Genomic DNA, 19,174 nt, shown 5'->3' with positions numbered 1-19,174 from the left:
GCCGGTCAGGTGCGCTCGGAATACATGCGGCAGTCCCATTGACTGATTGACTTGTTTCAACCGCTTTGGTCATGTTGCAGCTATGGGTCTGCGTGGAAGCCCGGGATTGCTGGGCGAGCACGACTTCCGGCAGTTGTTCGTCGCCGACACGATCAGCCAGTTGGGCAGCCAGATCAGTGTGTTGGCGTTGCCTTTGGTCGCCGTGGTTGCGCTGGACGCCTCCAACTTCGAGGTGGGCGCGCTGACCGCCTGCGGCATGATCGCGTTCCTGCTGATCGGCCTGCCGGCAGGGGCGTGGGTGGACCGGATGCGCCGCCGCAAGGTGCTGATCATCGCCGACGCCGGTCGGGCGGTCGTGCTGAGCTCGGTGCCGTTGGCGTGGGCGTTCGACGCGCTGAGCATGCCACAGCTATATCTGGTGGCGTTGGCGGTCGGGGTGTTCAGGGTGTTCTTCGACGTGGCGTACATGAGCTACCTGCCGCACCTGGTCGGCCGGGAGCATCTGGTCGAGGGCAACGCCAAGCTCGAGGGGGTCCGGGCGGTCGCCCAGATCGGCGGCCCGACCATGGCGGGCCTGCTGGTCCAGGCGGTGACCGCTCCGCTGGCCGTTGCGTTGGACGCGGCCAGCTTCGCCGGGTCGGCGATGTTCGTGCGGCGCATCCGCCGGCGCGAGGACTCGCCGGAGCTCCGGCATGGCGCCGGCCTCGGCAAGGACATGATGGACGGACTGCGGTTTGTGTTCGGCAATCAGCTGCTACGCGCGATCGCGCTGTCCATTTCGTCCTACAACCTTCTGTCCGGGATCCGCAGCGCGATGCTCATCGTGCTGCTGGCCGGAGTGCTGCACCTCCCCGCCGGGACGATCGGCGTGTTCTTCTCGATCGCCTCCGTGGGGGCACTGATCGGCGCGCTGACCGCCAGACGGGTCGCCGCGCGGATCGGGCAAGGCCAGGCGATCTGGATCCCGGTCGCGGTGACCGTGCCACTGCAACTGGTGATTCCAGCGGCCCAGCCCGGGTGGCTGCTGTGGGCAGCGGCCACCGCGTCATTCGTCATCTACTGCTGTGTCTCAATCAACAACATCACCCAGGTCAGTTTCCGCCAAGGCCTCACCCCAGAACACCTGTTGGGCCGGATGAACGCCACCATGCGGTTCCTCGTCTGGGGCACCGCCCCGCTCGGCGCCCTCATCGGCGGTGTCCTCGGCCAACTTCTCGACGCCAGGACGGCACTGTGGATCGCCGCCGCAGCCGGGCTGCTGCCAGTATTGCCCCTGCTCTTCTCACCGTTGCGAACCATGCGCACGCTCCCGGCCCAGCCTGAACAGGAACGACAGCCTACGTCGCCGTCTCACGCCGCCAGTTCCGACACTGTCGGATAGCCAGCGCGACGGCTTACCTACCGCCCCGGCGACCTGGAAAGCTGGTGACGGGACCTGACACATGATCCAGAACCAGTTCTGAGAGTAGGCACAGGAGATGTCGCCACCGCCGCAGACGCCGTCTCGATGGTGTTGCGCCAATTGTGGGCGCATCAATGACTTCTCGAACCCACGGCGTGAGGACATTGCCCGACCGTCCTCCGGCTTCACCTATTTCGACTGTCCCGGTTGTGGTTCCGATTTCGCGGCAGGCGGCGAGGTCCAGCACTGCAGCCGATGCGGGTACGCGATGTACAAGGGGTTGAGAAGGCCGGCGACGTGTGCCAACTGCGCACATGCAAACATGTGGGGATCATGTCCTGAGCACGGGACCTACAACTCCTCCGACCGCGAGAGGCCGATCGCGGCCAGGAACACCTGTCCCGTTTGCGGTGACGATCCAGGGTCGCGGTCCAGCAGTTTCAGGCACACCGCCTACAACAAGGGCCACCTTGAGATGCTCGGCACCATGAATGCCGACTCGTGGAACGAGTGGCGGCAATCGCATGGCCCACCGAATCTCTGGGATGCGGATCTGACCGGAATGAACCTGGCGGGTCGTAACCTCGCACACGCTGACCTGCGGCTGGCGAACCTTGAAGGCGCCGACCTCAGGAGCGCCGTCCTGCGCAAGGCGAAGCTCCGAGGAGCGCGACTGACGCATGCGGATCTCAGAAACGCCGATCTGTCCGGAGCGGATCTCGGCAAGGCGGAACTGGAGATGGGCGACGGCGGACTCTATTACGTGCCGACCGTCCTCAGAGGAGCGAGGCTTGCCGGCTGCAACCTGTCGGCCGCGAGCCTGATCGGCGCGGACCTGAGCGACTGCCAACTCGTCCGCGTGGACCTTTCGAATGCAAACCTCGACGGAGCGTCCGTGTACGGGACGTCCTGTTGGGACGTCGACCTGAAGGGCGCAAGCCAGCGGAACCTCCGGGTGACGAGAGACGACCAGCCGTACATCACGATCGACCGGCTCGAGCTGGCGCAGTTCATCCATCTCATCATCGAGAACGCCAAGCTCAGAGACTTCCTGGACACGGTGTCGGCGAAGACCGTCCTGATCCTCAGCAGGTTCACCGACGCGCGGACGGAATACCTTGACGCCATCCGCGACGCGGTCCGCTCGAAGGGCGACATCCCGCTCGTCTTCGACTTCTCCCGGCCCGCCAGCAAAGACGTGACCGGCACCATCGAGGTGCTCGCGCGACTCGTGAAGTTCGTCGTCGTGGACCTGTCGGATCCGAGCTCCGTCCCTCACGAGCTGGCGACCGTGGTCCCCTTCATGCGCCGCACTCCGATCCTGCCGCTGCTGGACACCAGCGCCTCGACGTACAGCATGTTCAATGACATGTTCAGTTATCCCTGGGTCCTGGAGATCCGGAAGTACGAGAGTCACGCCGAACTGTCCGGGCTCCTCCCGCTCGCGCTGGAGAGCGCCGAGCAGACCGCCGTGGAGCTGCGGGAGCGCACCTGAGCTACAGGGTCACCACGGTGCCGGTGGTCCGGGCGCGTTCGGCGGCCCACACCACGCGGTGCGACGCCAGGCTCGTCGCCATGTCGGAGCTCAACAGACCCGGATCCCCCGCGGCGACAGCGGCGAGGAACGCCTCGACGAGGCCCGTATCGCCACCGTCGTGGCCTGCGCCGGCGTGCCCGCCCGAGCCGTGCGTGTCGATGCTCTCCGTGGCGCCGGTGCGGAAGTCGGTCACCCGCAGCAGCCGGCCGTCGCCGTCGATGCTGCCGTGGGTGCCGAACAGGCGCGTCTGGCGGCGCTGCATCGGTGTGAACGCGGTCATCGTGAACGTGGCCGTCACGCCGGTGTCGTACTGCAACGCCAGCACCTGGTGGTCGACCACGTCGTTGTCGCAGTCGTAGACGCACCGGCCGTAGGGCCCGTCACGCAGCGCGTCCAGCACCGCCTCGCGGGTCCTTTCCCGGGTGACCGCGTTCAGCGGCCAGTCCTCGCCGTCGTCGAGGCAGCGGGTGTACAGGCGGACCGCCGAATACGGGCAGGCCGCCTCCACGGCGCAGTCCACGCAGCGCTCGCCCGCACCCGCCGGGCGGTGCTCGGGGCGGAAGTGGGCCAGCCCGCCGAACGACGCCACCGACAGTGGGGTGGCGCCGACGACGTACGCCAGCCAGTCGAGGTCGTGGCACGACTTGGTCAGCAGCATCGGCCCGGAGTCCGCCTCGCGGCGCCAGTTGCCGCGCACGAACGAGTGTGCCTGATGCCACCAGCCGACCGGCTCCAGGTGCTGGACGCTGACCAGGGAGCCGATCCGCCCCGCGGCGAGCAGCGCCCGCAACGCCCGGGTGTAGGTCGTGTACCGCAGGACGTGGCAGACCGCGCCGATCACGCCCGCCTCGTCGACCGCGTCGGCGATGCGGCGGGCCTCGGCCTCCGTCGGCGCCATCGGCTTCTCCAGCAGCAGGTGATAGCCGAGCCCGGCCAGTGTCACGGCCGGCTCGACGTGCAGCCGGTCCTGGGTCGCGATCACCGCCACGTCGGCCAGCCGCCCCGCGGCCGCCAGGTCCTGCCAGTCCGTGAACACCGACGCGGGCCGGTGCGCCGCGGCGAACGCCGTCCGCCGCCCGGTGTCGGGCTCCGCGACGGCGACCACCCGGCCCGTCCCGGTCGCCTCGGCCAGCCGGGCGTACTCCTGCCCGCGCAGGCCCGCACCGACCACCGCGATCGTGACGGGCTTGCGATTCCCCCCGGACTTTGTAAACTCCATAGCAATATTGGTGGGGCTACCGGCCTCGCACGTCAAGGGGCGCACTGTGACAGATCAGGTCATCGCGGGGACCGACCTGACGCGCCTGCGCGAGCTCAACTCGCTGACGATCGTCAGTGCCCTGCGGGACCAGCCGCCGGCGACCGTCACCGAGCTGGCGAAACTGACCGGGCTGTCGCGCCCAGCGGTCGACGTCATCGCGCAGGGCCTCGTCACCGGCGGATGGGCCACCGTCGTCGAGCCCGACGGCAGCAGCGTCGTCGGCCGCCCGGCCCGGCGGTACCGGTTCCGCGCCAGCGCCGGGCACGTCATCGGCGTCGACGTCGGCGCCCACAAGATACTGGCGCTCCTGGCGGACCTCGACGGCAACGTCGTGCACACCGCCCGCCGGCCCGTCGCCGCGGACGCCGACCCGAGCGAGCGCCTCGCCGCCCTTGACCAGGTCCTCGTCACCTGCCTCGCCGAGTCGGGCAAGAGCACCCAGGACATCTGGGCCGTGACCGTCGGCGTCACCGGTCCGGTCGACGCCACCGGCAAGACCACCCTGTTCACGCCGCTGCCCGGCTGGCAGACCGTGGACCTCGGCGCGCACCTCAGCGACCGGTTCACCTGCCCGATCATCGTCGAGAACGACTGCAAGCTCGCCGCGCTCGCCGAGCGCTGGCGCGGCGCCGCCCGCGACGCCAACGACATCGTCTTCCTCCTCGCCGGCATGCGCATGGGCGCGGGCCTCATCATCGACGGCGTGCTGCGCCGCGGCTACGGCGGCGCGGCCGGCGAGATCGGCGCGCTGAAGGCGGTGCGCTGGCTCGCCGCGCCGGCACACCTGCAACGGTGCCCGGGCGTGCCGCCCACGGTCAGCCCCGACGACGCCGCCGCCTGGGTCTTCAACGCCGCCCGCGACCGCAACCGCGACGCCCTCGCCGCTGTCAACCGCTACGTCAAGGACATCGCCGTCGGCACCGCGGCCCTCGTGCTGGCCCTCGACCCGCAGATCGTCGTCTTCGGCGGCGGCTTCTCCCGCTCCGCCGACCTCGTCCTCGACCCGCTGCGCCGCGAACTGCAGAAGCTGTGCCTGCGGGTGCCGGACGTGCGCGCCTCGACGCTCGGCGCGGACAGTGTCGCGCTCGGCGCGCTGCGGCTGGCCCTCAACGAGGTGGACCGCCGCCTGTTCACCGTCGGCCTCAGCGCTCCCCCGGCCGCCCCCCGCCGCGACTGAGACCGCCGCCTGCCTCAGCCCGGCGGGACGGGAGTCGGGTTCAGCCCCCGTTCCCAGGCCAGCTCCTCGGCGTCCGCGATGATCCGGTCAAGGGCGGTCCCGTCATATTCGGGTGCTGTTCGGCACCGCATTTCCCGGGGACTTCGGGCGCCCTTTCAGAGCAGGGAATTGGCCGGGACGAAGGTGTAGCCCAGCTGCTGGATGCCTTCGACCAGTTGCGGAAGGTACTGCAGGCCCAGGAACGGGTGGTAGAAGAAGCTCGCCACGTTGTCGCGCACGACGAGCTGGCGGCGGGCCGAGGCGAGCAGGTCCGGGGTGAGCCGCACCCCGTGCTGGTTGAACCGTTGCGTCGCGACGTTGCCGAGGGTCTCCGGGATGACGGGCGTGCCGTAGGCGTCGTCGACCACGTACGGGAAGAACTGGCTCACCGACCGGGTGCCGGCCTGGTCGCCGGACAGGATGCCGGAGAAGTACAGGACCTGCTCGTAGCGGGCGCGGATCCCGGGTGCCGACGCGATCGCGCGGTAGTCCGCGGCGCTGGCCGTGTAATGCGGGAACTCCCAGATGTCCGGCGGGGTCAGCCCGGCCGCCGTCCACTCCTTGCGGGCCTCGGTGAGGCGGCCGAGCGCCCACGCCGCCGAGTCGTCCGGGACCGGGCCGTCCAGCACCACCACACCCTCGGCGTCGACGTGGGCGCGGTAGAACTCGTAGTCCTCGGCGCTGACGCCGTACGGGTTCTTCGCGCCGGCGAGCCCGTGCGTGTACCCGTGCATGATGAGCGTGCCGCCGTGCTCGACCATGTAGCGCAGGGCCTCCACGACCGCCGGCGCGCCGCTCAGCGTGTTGTGCACCGGCACCCCGCCGGAGTACACGCCGGCGGCATCGTCGTACACGGGAAACACCGCCACCGCGAACGGCACGCCTCGCGCGGCCAGGTAGTCGGCGATGCTCCGCAACTGCGCGGGGTCGGAGTGCGGGCCGACGTCCTCGATCCGCACCAGCGCCCGGTGCCGTTGCGGCGCCGCCGGGTCGAGCAGGTCGAACATCAGGTCGGCCAGGATCAGGTACCGGTCGTCGAATGTCACGTACGTCAGCGGCACCTCGGCGAGGTACGTGAGGGCGCCGACCCGCACCGCGTACGGCACGGCCGCGCCGTCCGGCAGGACCGCATCGGCGAGCGTCGTCGCCTTGGCGCCCGCGGCGACGCCGACCCGGACCATGGCGCCGGCCGCGGCATTGCGGGTGAGCTCGGTGCCGTGATAGCGGACCGTGGTCACCACGGCCTCGTCGATCGTCGCGGACTGCAGGCCCGTCCCGCCGTACTTCCCGATCAGCTGCCAGATGTTCGCGCCCATCCACAGCACCGGCGCGCCGCCGGCGACGTCGGCCAGGAACGCGTCGGGCAGCGGCTCGTCGTAGGTCGACCCGACGTAGATGGTCAGCCGGTGCCGCGCCGCGCTGCCGGCCGCGTACCGGGTCACGGGCAACGCCTCCCACTTGCCGAAATGGGAGGCGAGGTTGCCGGCCTGGACGGCATACAACTCACCCAGGTCGCCGAACTGCCCGGTGGTGTCGTACAGGACGAGCACCCCCGACGGCGGGGGCGCCGACGACGCTCCCGGCCCGGGACCGGTCCTGGGCCCGGCGCTGCAGGCGGCGAGCACCACCACGGCGACGAGCGCGGCACACAGCCGCCGGCCCACCGCCACTCGCTCGCCCATCGTTTCGACGGTAACGGCAGACCGGCCGGCCCGGCGCCGATTCGCCAACCTCGCACCGCCGGCCGGGACCCGGGCCGGCCGCGATCCCGTCGCCGGGTCCGCGCGCCCGGCCGCCAGCAGGCACACTGATCCTGCCGGCAGGCACGCTCATCGATGCCCGGCGAAGGGGCGGGCATGCTCGACGCGTTGCGGGTGCGCGACTTCAGGCTGCTGTGGTCGGGGAGGTTCGTCAGCCAGCTCGGCACGTGGCTGCTCACCGTCGCAGTCCCGGCGTACGTGCTGGAGCTCACCGGCTCGCTCATGGCCACCGGTCTGACCCTCGCCGCGGAATACCTGCCGCTGCTGCTGCTCGGCCCGCTCGCCGGGGTGCTCAGCGACCGCTGGGACCGGCGGCGGGTCATGCTCGGCACCGACCTGTTCCGGGCCGTGGTGGTCGCCGCGATGCTGGCCGTCGACTCCCCCGGCACCGTGTGGGTCATCTACGCGGCCCTCGCGGCCGAGAGCGCCGGGTCGATCCTGTTCCGCCCGGCGGCGCAGGCCTACACCCCGGCCGTCGTGGGCACCGGCCCCCTGCTCAGCAGCGCCAACGCGCTCACCTCGCTCACCGACGGCACGGTGCGGCTGATCGGCGCCCCGCTCGGCGCCGTCCTGCTGCTCACCTTCGGGTTCCCGGTCCTGATCTGGGTCGACATCGCAAGCTATCTCGTGTCGGCGGTCGCCATCTACCGCACCACCCGCCGCCCGGCGCCCGCGACGAGCCCCGCCACCGGCGCGCAGCTGCTCGCCGACCTGCGCCACGGCGTGCGGACCATCGCCGCGCACCGGATGACGCTGTGGCTGCTGATCACCAGCACCGTGTTCACCCTCGCCAACGGCTCGCTCGGCGCGCTGCTCGTCCCGCTCGGCGTCACCGAGCTCGGCGGCCCCCGCCAGGCCGGGCTGGTCGTGTCCGCGCTCGGCGTCGGGTTCCTGCTCGGCGCCCCGCTCATCCGGGCGCTCGTCGACAAGATCCAACCGCGGCCGCTGTACGCCGGGAGCCTCCTGGCCACCGCGGCCGGCTTCCTGCTGCTGTTCACCGCGCACAACCTGACCGTCGCGCTCCCGGCCGCCGTGGCCGTCGGCATCTCCGGCTCGATGACCTGGGCCGTGCCGCAGACCACGGTGCAACGCACCCTGCCCAACAACGTCCTCGGCCGGGTCAGCGCCGTCTTCTTCAGCGGCGAGGCGCTGGCCACCCTCATCGGCGCCGTCGCCGGGCCGGCCGTCGCCCAGGCGGCCGGGCTGGCCACCCTCGCCTTCCTCGCCTGCGGGGTCGCGGCGGCGAGCGCCGTGCTGGCGGTGACGCTGCTGCCCACCCTCCCACAAACAGACGATCAGTGACTACCGTCGATCTTTCAGGTCTGCCTACATTGCTCACCTGAACCTCGACAACGGAGGGGAGAACACATCGTGGTGTCTCGCTCGGTTCGCAGACTCCTCAGCGCGGCCACCGCCGCGGTCCTGGTGGGGTCGATCGGCCTGACCGGCCCGGCCCAGGCGCACGGCAGCTCAACCATCACCACCCCGAAGCAACTGACCAAGGCCGTGACGCTGCCCGGCGTCCTGCGGCACTTGCTCGCGCTCCAGCTCATCGGCGACCTCAACGGCGGCAACCGCGCGTCCGGCACCCCCGGGCACCGGCGCAGCGCCGACTACGTCGCGGCCCTCCTGCAGCACGCCGGCTACCAGGTGACCCGGCAGCCGTTCCAGTTCAACTTCTGCGACGAGACCAGCTCGTCGTTCGCGCAGACGGCGCCGGTACCGGCAACGTATGTCGAAGGCACCGACTACGACCTCATGACCTGCTCGGGTTCCGGGGACGTGACCGCGGCGGTCGTGCCCGTCGACCTCAACCTGGTCGCACCCCGGGTCGCGGTCACCTCCGGCTGCGAGGCGGCCGACTTCACCGCCACCCCCGTCACCGGCCGCGTCGCGCTCATGCAACGCGGTGGCTGCCCGTTCGGTACCAAGGTGGCCAACGCCGAGGCAGCGGGTGCGGTCGGCGCGATCGTCATGAACCAGGGCAACGGCGATCCGGCCACCGCACCCGACCGGTATTCGCTGCTGCTCGGCACGCTCGGCGCCCCCGTCGGCATCCCCGCGGTCGGGGTGTCCTACGCGACCGGCGAGGCGTTCTCCGCCACGCCCGGCCTCACCGTCCACCTGACGGCCTCGACCATCGCCGAGGTCCGCGACACGGAGAACGTCATCGCGGAGAGCAGGACCGGCAAGGCCGACACCGTCGTCATGTCCGGCGCGCATCTGGACTCCGTGCCTGAGGGCAACGGCATCAACGACAACGGCAGCGGCAGCGCCGCCCTGCTGGAGACGGCCCTGCAGCTGGCCCGCACCAAGCCGGTGAACAAGCTCCGCTTCGCCTGGTGGGGCGCCGAGGAGGCGAACCTCGTCGGCTCGACCTTCTACGTCGGTGGGCTGACCCCGCAGCAGCAGGCGCAGATCAAGCTGTACCTGAACTTCGACATGGTCGCCTCGCCCAACTACATGTTCGGCGTGTACGACGGCGACGACTCCGCGGCGCAGGGCTCTGGTCCTGGGCCGGCCGGCTCAGCGCAGATCGAGAAGCTCTTCGAGGCCTTCTTCGCCTCGCGGGGCCAGTCGACGAACGCCGCCGATTTCAGTGGGCGCTCCGACTACGGCCCGTTCATCGCGGCCGGCGTCGACATCCCGGCCGGCGGCCTGTTCACCGGCGCGGAGGGCATCAAGACGGCGGCCGACGTGGCGAAGTACGGCGGCGTCGCGGACGTCGCGTACGACCCGTGCTACCACGCCGCGTGCGACGACCTGTTCCGCGTCGTGCCGAAGGGCGGCGACGCGGCCCTCTACGGCCAGCTGCGCAGCCAGTACCTGCTGGTCGGCAACATCAACACGTTCGCCCTGGACACGAACGCGGACGCGATCGCGACCGCCGTGGTCACGTACGCCTTCGACACGTCCAGCATCCCGCCGCGCACCGCCGCGACGGCCGCAGCGGCCAGGTCTGCGGGCGCCGCGACGAGCCCGGCGGACGGCCGGTACCTGCAGTGATGACAGGCCGGGCACCGGCACGGTCCGGTGCCCGGCCCTCACGTGCTTGAGGCTCGAACGCCCGTCACGCCGGCGTCTCCGCCACCTGGATCTCGTCCCACGCAGTTCCGTCGACGCGACATCGCCGCAGGCCATCAAGGCCGGCGCCCGCGCGGCCGGCGCCCGCGCGGGCTGAGGGCTGCCGCCGGATCAGGCCTCCAGCAGCCACCAGGCGACCGGGAGCCCACCGGCCGGCGCGGCGGCGTTGAGGTGCAGGCGCAGTTGGCCGGTGGCCGGGTTCGGCACCGCCGCCTTCACCCACACGGCGGTGCTGCGCTGGGCGAGTGCGAGGGCCCGGGTCGAGGCGTAGACCTGCAGCCCGGCGATGGTCACGCTGTTGGCGCCGGCCGGCACCGTCGCCGTGCCGCTGCGGCTGAAGCGGGTCTGGCCGTGCACGACGAGGGCCGTCTTGCTGAACTCGTCGGGCGCGAAGGCGACGACGCCGACGCCGCCGAGGTCGCCGGCGAGGCCGATGACGCCGTAGCCGAGGTCGCTGCGGCCGATGAGGCCGTTGCCGTTCGAGGAGTAGCCGACGACACCCGCGTCGAAGCCGGTGGCCTCGACCGCGACGGTGGCGGTGTTGCGGACGTCGAGCGTCGCGGCGTCGGCGCTCGAGCGCAGGACGGTGGACGCGGCGCCGGCGTTGTTGTCGGCGCCCTGGACGACCGGGTCGCCGGGTGCGGCGGCGGCCGGGGCGGTGGTGGTGACGGCGGCGGCGACTGCGGCCACGCCACCGGCACCCGCTCCGGTGAGGACACCGCGGCGGCTGAGCCGGTTCGCTGGATTTTGCTGGGCCATGACTCGTGCTCCCCCTTGTGTCGTGGTCATCGAGACCCATTCAGCGTCGGGGCCACCGAGCCATTCGGCGAGCGCCAATCCGTCATCGATCGACGCGAATAGTGGTTGCTTCACCATTCAACGAATTGTGGGGGTACGCCATTCTCGGCGGTAAACAATCATTCTTATCCTAACGAGAAAGGAGCGGCTCGCTCGGGCCGGCGGCTCCCGCGGTGACGGTCACAGGTTGATTGCGTATGGTGTTGCGGTGACCGATCGCGTGGCGAACCCGCAGCGTGGGGCAGCGTCGAAGCGCCCCAGCTCCAGCATCCAGGTGGACAAGTCCAAGGCCGCGAAGCGCGCGGCGGCGAAGGCCGCCAAGGCCCGGGCCGTAGCGGCGCAGAAACGCCGGCGGGCGCTGAGCATCGTCGGCGCCGCCGTGGTCGTGCTGGCGCTGATCGTCGGTGTCACGCTGTGGATCCGGTCCGGGGACCCGTCGACGCCGGCCGCCAGCACCAGCAGTGCCGCCTCGGACGCCGCCTCGGACGCCGCCTCACAGAACGCCGCGTTCCCGCCGCTGCCCGCGGGTGCCGACCCGGCGCTGGGCACCAAGCCGGTCACCACCGCCGGCACCGGCACCGTGTCGAAGCTCGTGGTGACCACGCTGATCGAGGGCAAGGGCGCGGCCACGCAGAAGGGGCAGAACCTCAGCGTGAACTACGTCGGCGTCACCTACGCCGACGGCAAGGAGTTCGACTCGTCCTGGAAGAGCTCGCAGCCGCTGGAGTTCCAGGTCGGCATGGGCAGCGTCATCCCGGGCTGGGACGAGGGCCTCGTCGGGGTCAAGGTCGGCAGCCGGGTCCAGCTCGACATCCCGGCCGCGATGGCATATGGCGACAACCCCGACGGTGGCCGGCCGGCCGGCGCGCTCCGGTTCGTCGTCGACGTCCTCGCCGCCACGTAAACGACCGGGGCGCACTCCCGCCCCAGGACGCCTGCCGCCCGAGTCCCGGGCGGCAGGCGTACGGCTTCATGGCCCCGGTGAGACGCCGGTGCCGACCTTGTTGTCGCCGGTACCCTGCTTCGCCGGGAACGTTGCCATCGGCGTGTTCAGCGCGGTGAGCGCGCCGTCGAGGAAGTCGCGCCAGATCGTGCCGGGCAGGGTGCCACCGATGACGGTCCTGCCGTTCTTGTCCACGATCTTCTGTTCCTGGCTCTTGTTGCCGACCCACACCGCCACCGCGAGGCCGTTCGACCCGTTGGCGGGGTCGTAGGCGCTGTACCCGACCATCCACGCGTGGGCGATGTCGTCGGTCGACCCCAGGTGCCACGCTCCGGCCACGCCGGCGACCTGCCGGCCGTCGTGCATCTTCAGGCCGTAGTGCTGCGGCACGCCCCGCAGGACGGCGTTGAGGTCGTCGGCCATCGGCTCGGTGAAACCGGGGATCCGCTTCGGCTGGACCACCTCGCCGTAGGTCTTCTTGCCGTTCGTCCAGACCTCCTTGAGGAAGTGCGGCCGGGCCGCGAGCCCGCGCGCGGCGAACGTGGCGATGCCGGCGGCCTGGGCGAGCACGGTCACCGGATACTGGCCGATGGCGACCTCGGTGTTGAAGTACTTCGGGTAGACGGCCTTGCCGTTGTTGCCCGCGAGGTCGATCTTCCGCATGGCCCCGTTGACGCTCGTCCACATCTCGGTGATTCCCGCGGCCCGCGCCGTGTCGATGACCTTGTCCGGGCCGACCTTCTGGGCGAGGCCGAAGAACGGGGTGTTGAGCGACATGACGGTCGACTCGTCCAGGGTGCACCATTTCGCCGAACCCGACGCGCAGGCCGGCGAGGTCGCGGCGTTCTCACCGGCGTTGCGGACGGGGTTGTTGTTCCTGATGGTGCGACCGCTGCTCGGGAAGTCCTGCGGTGATTCGCCGTTCCAGTACGAGTCGGTCGAGTACCCGCTCATCAGGCCGGCGGCGAGCGTGTACACCTGGGCCGTCGCGCCCGGCGGGTGGCCGCCGCAGCAGCTGTCCTCGCCGTTGCTCAGCACCGGGTCGTTGTAGTAGCCGGCGTAGTCGCCGCCGTTGCCGGAGTCGCCGCCGTAGTAGGCCTTGACCGCGCCGGTGCCCGGCTCGACCGCCACGAGGGCGGCCTGCAGGTTGGCCGGCTGCTGGTCCAGGTTCGACTCGGCGTTGCGGCTCGCCTCGCGGACCGCGATCTGCTGCACGGTCCGGTCGATCGTGGTGACGATCTTCAACCCGTCGTTGCGGATCCTGCTGAAGTGCTTCACGCCGTCGGGGGCCGTGTTCTCGTACAGCAGCGTCCCGGTCCGCGGGTCGGTGAGCGCCGCGACCTCGGCGAGCACGTGGTGGACGATCAGCCCTTCCGGCTTGTCCATGCCGGCCCACACGGTGATCGCGTTCGCCCGGGCCTCCGCGGCCGTGAGCACCTTGGCCGGGTAGGCCGTCTTCTGCTCGGCCTCGCCCGGCGCCACGAAGTGCAGCTCGATCAGCTGACGCTTGATGTCGTCGAAGCGTGCGTGGGCCTGCTGCGCGTCGACCGTCGGGTCGAACGGGCTGCCCTTGCCGTCGTTACCCTCCGGGCTGTCGATCAGCCCGGCCAGGACCATGCCCTCGGCGAGCGTCAGGTCCTTCGCCGGCTTGCCGAAGTACGCCTGCGCGGCCGCCTGGATCCCGTAGGCACCGCGCCCGAAGTAGATGATGTTGAGGTACATCTCGAGGATCTTGTCCTTGGTGTACATCTCGTTGAGCTTCGTCGCGATCACCGACTCCCGCAGTTTCCGCGAGTACGACGCGCCCTCCAGGTCGGCCCACTGCCGCGCGTACTGCTGGCTGATCGTCGCCGTGCCCTTGCGTCCGTCGCCGGCGACGTGGTTCCACGCCGCGCCGACCGCGTCGCCGTAGTCCACGCCGCTGTTGGTGTAGAACGTGTCGTCCTGCGCCGCGACCACCGCGTGCTGGACGTCGACCGGGATCTGGTCGATCGCGAGCACGGTGCGGTTCTTGTCACCGATGCGCGCCATCGGCGTGGTGCCGTCGGCGTAGTAGATCGTCGTCGCCTGGTCCATGCTGACGTCCTCGGGGAGGGCGACGTTGTCGTAGTAGTACGTGCCCCCGACCGCGCAGAGCCCGGCGATGACGGCGATCGCGACGAGCGACCTGACCAGGATCTTCCGGCGGCGTCGCTGCCGCGCACCGGTGACGGCCGCCGCGGCTGCGGCGGCGGCACCCGCGGCGGCGGCGTTGGCGCCCGCGGCACTGGCCTTGGCACTCGCGGCATCGGCGTCGGCAACCGCGGCGCTGGACTTGGCGTCCGCGGCGCTGGACTTGGCGTCCGCGGCACCGGCCTCGGCATGCGCGGCGCTGTCCTCGGCGGCCGCGGCGCCGGCGGCGTCCTCCGAGGCGCCGCCGGTGACCTCCCGTGACGGCGGTGGGCTGCTCAGGTCGTCGCCGTCGTCCATGTCTGCCATTCCCGTCGTCGCGTCGTCATGTGATCGATCGCCACAGATACTACAAAGCCGGGCGACTCACCGTGACCCCGGTCACCGACGGCAGCACCGGCGACCTGGCCGCCGGTGCTCGACGCCGTCAGGCAGCGTCACCGTGGGTCACCCCACGTCGCGCCGCACGACGGCCGTCGACGTCGACGGTTCGCCGGCCGGGCCGGCGGACATGCCCTTCCGCACGGCCTCCAGCAGTGCGGTGCCCTGCGCGGCGAGGGAGGCCACCACGCTGTTGAGGCCTTCGGCACCGTCCAGCACGGTCAGGTTGGCACCCTGCAGCCCCTCCGCGGCGGCGCGGAGCAGCTCCGGCAGCTGCTCGATCATCATCTGATCGAGGGCGATGCGGTCCTGCGCGGCCGCCGCCTCGGCGGACAGTTTCGTGGCGTCGGCCTCGGCGCGCGCGAGCGTGACGATCCGCTCCGCCTCCGCCTGCGCGGGGCGGACGACCTCGGCGATGAGCTGGGCCTGGCGCAGCTCGGCGTGCTTCTGCGCGACGAGGGCCTGTTCGACCAGGACGTGCTGCTGGGCCTGCGCGGCGGCGAGCGGGCCGGCCTGCGCGGCGGTCTGCTGGGCCTGGTCGATCTCGGCCTGGTAGCGCGCCTGGGCGATGGCGGTCTGTCGCGCGTACTCGGCCTGGTTGCGCCGGCTCTCCTGCTGCGCCATGGCGCTGGCCTGGTCGGCGATCGCCTGGGCCACGTTGGCCTCCTGGTTCACCCGGGCCTGGTGCGGCGCGGCCAGGGCCTTGATGTACCCGACGCCCTTGTCGTCGATGCTGCTGATCTGCAGCGAGTCGATGTCCAGGCCGATGCGGGCCATCTCGGTCTTGCTGGCGTCCACGATCGCGTCGGCCAGGGTCTGCTGCTCCCGGATGATCGCCTCGACCGTCATGCTGCCGATGATGCTGCGCAGGTGCCCGCTGAAGATCCGGCCGACCAGGACCGACATCTGCGACTGGTCACCCTGGAACCGGCGGGCCGCGGCGGCGATCGACTCGTGGTCGTCGCCGACCTTGAAGGCGATGACGGCCCGCACGAACAGGGTCAGCCCCTGCTGCGTGTAACAGTCCTCCTCGACCTCCGCCTCCTGCATCGCCAGGGTCAGGCGGGACGCCCTGGAGAAGACCGGGACGACGAACGCGCCGTGCCCGGTGACAATCTTGAACGGCAGCGCATCGACCCCTCGTTGCCGCCTGCCGCTGATCAGCAGGGCCTCGTTGGGGGCTGGCACACGATAACCGAACATTGCTTTGGCCTCTCTCAGCCAGTGGTGGTGTGGTCCCCGGGCATCGGCGACCACGGTTCGACGTCGACCTGGCGCGCACCGCGAAAATGAACGACGAGCACGTGGGCGCCGGGCGGCAGGGGCTCAACGGCATACGCGAGGTAGTGGTGCGGCACGCCCTGGACCACGACCCTGATCTCCCCGGGCCGCTCACCCCCGCGCACTGCGGTGACCACCACGCCGACCTTGCCGACCAGCGACTGACCGCGCACCGGCTGCTCTCCCAACCCCGCCGCCCGCTCCGCGCACTCCCGCGCGTCGTGACGTGTGCGATCCAGATTGTGCACCCGCCGCGCCAACACGTGTGCCCCGCCGCGCACACCCCGGCAGGACGACGCAGTGCTCTGGCTCACACGGTGCTATGGTCCGCCGGATGTGGTCTCGGGTCCTGTTGGGCATGGCGTTGCTGTCGGCCGGCTGCGGCGCCGCGCCCGAGCTGCCGGAGACCAGGCGGTACACGATGTCGACCGACGCCATGCAGCCGCTGCTGACTTCCGGCCAGACCTTCACCGCCAAGGTGGTGGCCGAGGGCACCTACCGACCCACGGTCGGCGACGTGGTGGTGTTCCGCGCCCCGGACTCCTGGGGACGCGGGTCCGGGCCGTCGGTGGCGCGGGTGGTCGCGGTCGAAGGGTTCGTGGTCGCGTGCTGCGACGTTGACGGCCGGGTGACGGTCGACGGGGTGGCGCTCAACGAGCCGTACCTCGGGGAGAACTCCTCGATCGACGCCCCACCGGACGCGGGCAGGTGCGTTTCGCGCCGGTTCGGCCCGGTCACGGTCGAGGCCGGGCGCGTGTTCGTCATGGGTGACAGCCGGGGCCTGTCCATGGACTCCCGCTGCCTCGGCGCCCTGCCCACCGACCGGGTCATCGCGGTCATGGTCCCGTAGGCGAGATCGATGCTCATTCGATGACCGGCCAGTCGGTCCCAGCTTGACCGCTTCGTCAAGGGCCTATGCGTCACGATGCTCGGGCATGCGGAGCATGGACGCGGCCCGGTGGATGGTTGAGCATTCCAGGTAGGTGTGGAGCGCTGTCAGCCGGCCAATGTTCGAACGCTGCGCGGGAGGAGCCGCCATGAGACGGGCCTCCTTTGTCGTCGCAAACGTCGTTCCGATATTGCTCGGCCTGATCGGCAATGTCGCGACCGGCACGATCTCGGTGACACGGCCGTGGATCACCTGGCTGTGGGTCCTGACCGCGGCCCTGATCGTCGTGTCCATCATGTCGAGATTCAGGGGTCGGGCCACCACGACGCCACCCCAGCCGAGCGGTGACCCGCAGCTCGAGGACCTGGAAAGCGCGGCCGATCAACTCGCCCGAGCCGTCCGTCACCAATGGCGCGCCGAGGAGGAGCGCAGGAGAATCCGTGATCCGTTCCCGCTGCCGGTCCGCTGGCACACGGTCGACGACGATCTCCTTGACAGTTGGTCGAACATCCGCAGAAGTCCGGCCGGTGTGGACGGCGGTCCCCTCATGCTGACCGGAACGGTCCGGCACATCGCCGACACCTTCGCGAGGATTCCCTCCTCACGGCTGTACATTCTCGGCAAGGGCGGGTCGGGAAAGACCGTTCTCGCCTATCAGCTGGTCCTCGACCTGATCCAGACCCGGCACGCAGCGCAGCGGGTGCCCGTGATGTTCAGCCTGGGCTCCTGGGATCCGTCGGTGCAATCGCTGAGCGAGTGGCTGGAAGCCGAGTTGATCCGCGACTACCCCGGCCTCGACACCTTGACCTCCACGGGTGGAGCACTGGCGCAGCAGCTCATCGCGGAGGAATTCATCCTGCCCGTCCTCGACGGGTTCGACGAGATCGCGGACGGTCGGCGGGCCCAGGCGCTTCAAGCGCTGAGCGACACATCCACACCATTGGTGCTGACCAGCCGGAAGGACGAGTTCGTCGCCGCGGTGCACGAGAGCGGAGCCGTTTACGCCACAGCCGGAATCGAGCTCGACGACCTCGACCTGCAAGACCTGCTGGACTACCTGCCGCGGACCGAACGAACCACCCAGGCCAGAACCAGCGGCGACGCTTGGCTGACGGTGCTCGACCAGGTGCGGGAATCGCCGGCTGCGCCGTCCAGTCGCTGGATGCTCGAGGTCCTCGCCACGCCGCTCATGGTGGCGATGGCACGCGCCGTCTACAGCGACGCGACGGACGCGAGCCCAGTCGAACTCATCGACGCGGCGCTGTTCCCGTCGGCTCAGGCGATCCAGGACAGGCTCCTCGACGGCTTCATCCCGGCCGCCTATCGCTCCGGTCACCTGGCGCACTCCCGGCGGCCCAGTTGGCCGGTCCGCCGGTCACTGGTCTGGCTGCGCAATCTCGCGGCGTTGCTGAAGGTGATGGACAGGCGCAGCATCGCGTGGTGGGAACTGCGCGACGCGGTGCCGCGGCCGGTTCGACTGACGCTGTTCGTCGTCGGCAGCGGTGTCGTCGCTGCGGCCGTCTACGGTTCCGTGGGGCTGGCCGCTCTTGGCGCCGGTCTCGGCGCCGGGGTAGGCGCGGGCTCGGCCGTCACCACCACCGGTCCCCAGCTGCGGTATGCCCGGCTCCGTCTGCGGGGCAGGGTGACCGTCGTCGGACGGACGGCGCTGCTGGGCACGGCGGGAGGGGCGTTCGGTGGCCTGGTCTCGGGCATGATTTTCGGTCGGGCGGAGGGCTTCATCACCTCGACCCTCCGCGACGGGAGCCACCCGTCGGCGCTCGGATCGCTCGGGCTGCTCGCGGCGGGTCTTCTCGTCGGCGGTGCGCTCGGGGCGATCGCCGCACTGTATCCGCCTGAGCCGGTGTCGCACGGCCGCGGGCCGGGGCGCGGCGCCGCCGGGGGGCTGGTGGCGATGCTGAGGATCATCGGGCCCGGTCTGCTGGCCGGCCTCGTCGGAGGGTGGGCGCTGGGCTTCGAGGGCGGCGTGGCACTCGGTGCGACCAGCGGTCTTGCCGTCGGGCTGGCCACCGGCCTCGAAACTCCGGCCGACATCGACGCCGCCCCGAACCCGCTTCGATTCCTGGCAGGCACCCGCACCGAGACGGTCGTCAAGACCCTGACGTTCGCGGCGGCCATCGCGTTGCCGGCGGCACTCGCCGGTGCCCGCCAGATCAACCTGACGACCGGAATCGCGCTGGGCTTCGTCGGTGCGGCGACGAACCTGCTGGGCTTCGGGTTGCTGATGACGCCATGGGGGCATTGGCTGGTGTTCACCCGTTTCTGGCTGCCCCTCACGGGGAAGCTGCCCTGGCGGTTTCCGGCCTTCCTCGAGGAGGCCCACCGCGTCGGGGTGCTCCGGCAGGCGGGCGCCTTCTACCAGTTTCGGCACGCGAGACTGCAGGACCGCCTGTGCGACGCACCCGCGCCCCCGCCGTAAGCGTGGCCGCGGCGGG

14 protein-coding genes are annotated in these 19,174 nt (G+C 70.8%); 8 read left to right on the top strand and 6 right to left on the bottom strand.

The features are described from left to right. Positions 1-46 precede the first annotated feature (46 nt). Together AB0K00_RS18405 and AB0K00_RS18400 are read left to right on the top strand one after the other, a co-directional pair. Positions 47-1,381: an MFS transporter gene (locus AB0K00_RS18405; RefSeq protein WP_363522208.1), complete on the top strand. Its 1,335-nt coding sequence runs from the start codon at positions 47-49 to the stop codon at positions 1,379-1,381. Positions 1,382-1,877: 496 nt separating this feature from the next. Next, positions 1,878-2,897, top strand: coding sequence for a pentapeptide repeat-containing protein (locus AB0K00_RS18400; RefSeq protein ID WP_363522207.1), 1,020 nt, complete (start codon positions 1,878-1,880; stop codon positions 2,895-2,897). 1 nt (position 2,898) lies between these two features. On the opposite strand, the gene AB0K00_RS18395 is transcribed toward AB0K00_RS18400, so the two are convergent. Beyond that, entirely contained in the window at positions 2,899-4,158 is a 1,260-nt protein-coding gene (locus AB0K00_RS18395) for a Gfo/Idh/MocA family oxidoreductase (protein ID WP_363522205.1), read from the bottom strand. Between the two features lie 46 nt (positions 4,159-4,204). Between AB0K00_RS18395 and AB0K00_RS18390 the strand changes: the two genes are divergently transcribed. Further along, entirely contained in the window at positions 4,205-5,377 is a 1,173-nt protein-coding gene (locus AB0K00_RS18390) for an ROK family transcriptional regulator (protein ID WP_363522204.1), read from the top strand. A gap of 155 nt (positions 5,378-5,532) precedes the next feature. Here the strand turns inward: AB0K00_RS18390 and AB0K00_RS18385 are convergent, their stop codons facing one another. Continuing rightward, on the bottom strand, positions 5,533-7,098 hold the full coding sequence (locus AB0K00_RS18385) for a polysaccharide deacetylase family protein (RefSeq protein WP_363522203.1): 1,566 nt from the start codon (positions 7,096-7,098) through the stop codon (positions 5,533-5,535). 174 nt (positions 7,099-7,272) lie between these two features. On the opposite strand from AB0K00_RS18385, the gene AB0K00_RS18380 reads away from it, so the two are divergent. After that, entirely contained in the window at positions 7,273-8,478 is a 1,206-nt protein-coding gene (locus AB0K00_RS18380) for an MFS transporter (protein ID WP_363522201.1), read from the top strand. Positions 8,479-8,547: 69 nt separating this feature from the next. After that, on the top strand, positions 8,548-10,182 hold the full coding sequence (locus tag AB0K00_RS18375; protein ID WP_363522200.1) for a M28 family peptidase: 1,635 nt from the start codon (positions 8,548-8,550) through the stop codon (positions 10,180-10,182). Positions 10,183-10,371: 189 nt separating this feature from the next. Here AB0K00_RS18375 and AB0K00_RS18370 read toward each other — a convergent pair whose 3' ends face one another. Continuing rightward, positions 10,372-11,019 carry a hypothetical protein gene (locus AB0K00_RS18370; RefSeq protein ID WP_363522199.1) on the bottom strand — a complete coding sequence of 216 codons (648 nt, stop codon included), beginning with the start codon at positions 11,017-11,019 and terminating at the stop codon, positions 10,372-10,374. Between the two features lie 247 nt (positions 11,020-11,266). Here AB0K00_RS18370 and AB0K00_RS18365 point away from each other — a divergent pair, with 247 nt between their 5' ends. Next, entirely contained in the window at positions 11,267-11,962 is a 696-nt protein-coding gene (locus AB0K00_RS18365; protein ID WP_363522198.1) for an FKBP-type peptidyl-prolyl cis-trans isomerase, read from the top strand. Between the two features lie 66 nt (positions 11,963-12,028). On the opposite strand, the gene AB0K00_RS18360 is transcribed toward AB0K00_RS18365, so the two are convergent. The 3 genes from AB0K00_RS18360 to AB0K00_RS18350 all read right to left on the bottom strand — a co-directional run bounded on the left by AB0K00_RS18360 (position 12,029) and on the right by AB0K00_RS18350 (position 16,146). Next, entirely contained in the window at positions 12,029-14,470 is a 2,442-nt protein-coding gene (locus AB0K00_RS18360; RefSeq protein WP_363522196.1) for a transglycosylase domain-containing protein, read from the bottom strand. 147 nt (positions 14,471-14,617) lie between these two features. Then, positions 14,618-15,739 carry an SPFH domain-containing protein gene (locus tag AB0K00_RS18355; RefSeq protein WP_363522195.1) on the bottom strand — a complete coding sequence of 374 codons (1,122 nt, stop codon included), beginning with the start codon at positions 15,737-15,739 and terminating at the stop codon, positions 14,618-14,620. A 29-nt stretch (positions 15,740-15,768) separates the two neighbouring features. Beyond that, on the bottom strand, positions 15,769-16,146 hold the full coding sequence (locus tag AB0K00_RS18350) for a hypothetical protein (RefSeq protein WP_363522194.1): 378 nt from the start codon (positions 16,144-16,146) through the stop codon (positions 15,769-15,771). A 20-nt stretch (positions 16,147-16,166) separates the two neighbouring features. Here AB0K00_RS18350 and lepB point away from each other — a divergent pair, with 20 nt between their 5' ends. Together lepB and AB0K00_RS18340 are read left to right on the top strand one after the other, a co-directional pair. Then, entirely contained in the window at positions 16,167-16,682 is a 516-nt protein-coding gene (gene lepB / locus AB0K00_RS18345) for a signal peptidase I (protein ID WP_363522193.1), read from the top strand. Between the two features lie 187 nt (positions 16,683-16,869). Next, positions 16,870-19,158, top strand: coding sequence for a hypothetical protein (locus AB0K00_RS18340; protein WP_363522191.1), 2,289 nt, complete (start codon positions 16,870-16,872; stop codon positions 19,156-19,158). Positions 19,159-19,174 lie beyond the last annotated feature (16 nt).

The organism is Dactylosporangium sp. NPDC049525, from assembly GCF_040676755.1.
Taxonomy (GTDB): Bacteria; Actinomycetota; Actinomycetes; order Mycobacteriales; family Micromonosporaceae; genus Dactylosporangium.
The sequence above is the reverse complement of the archived record's forward strand: the minus strand, read 5'-3'. Positions and strand labels throughout refer to the sequence as shown.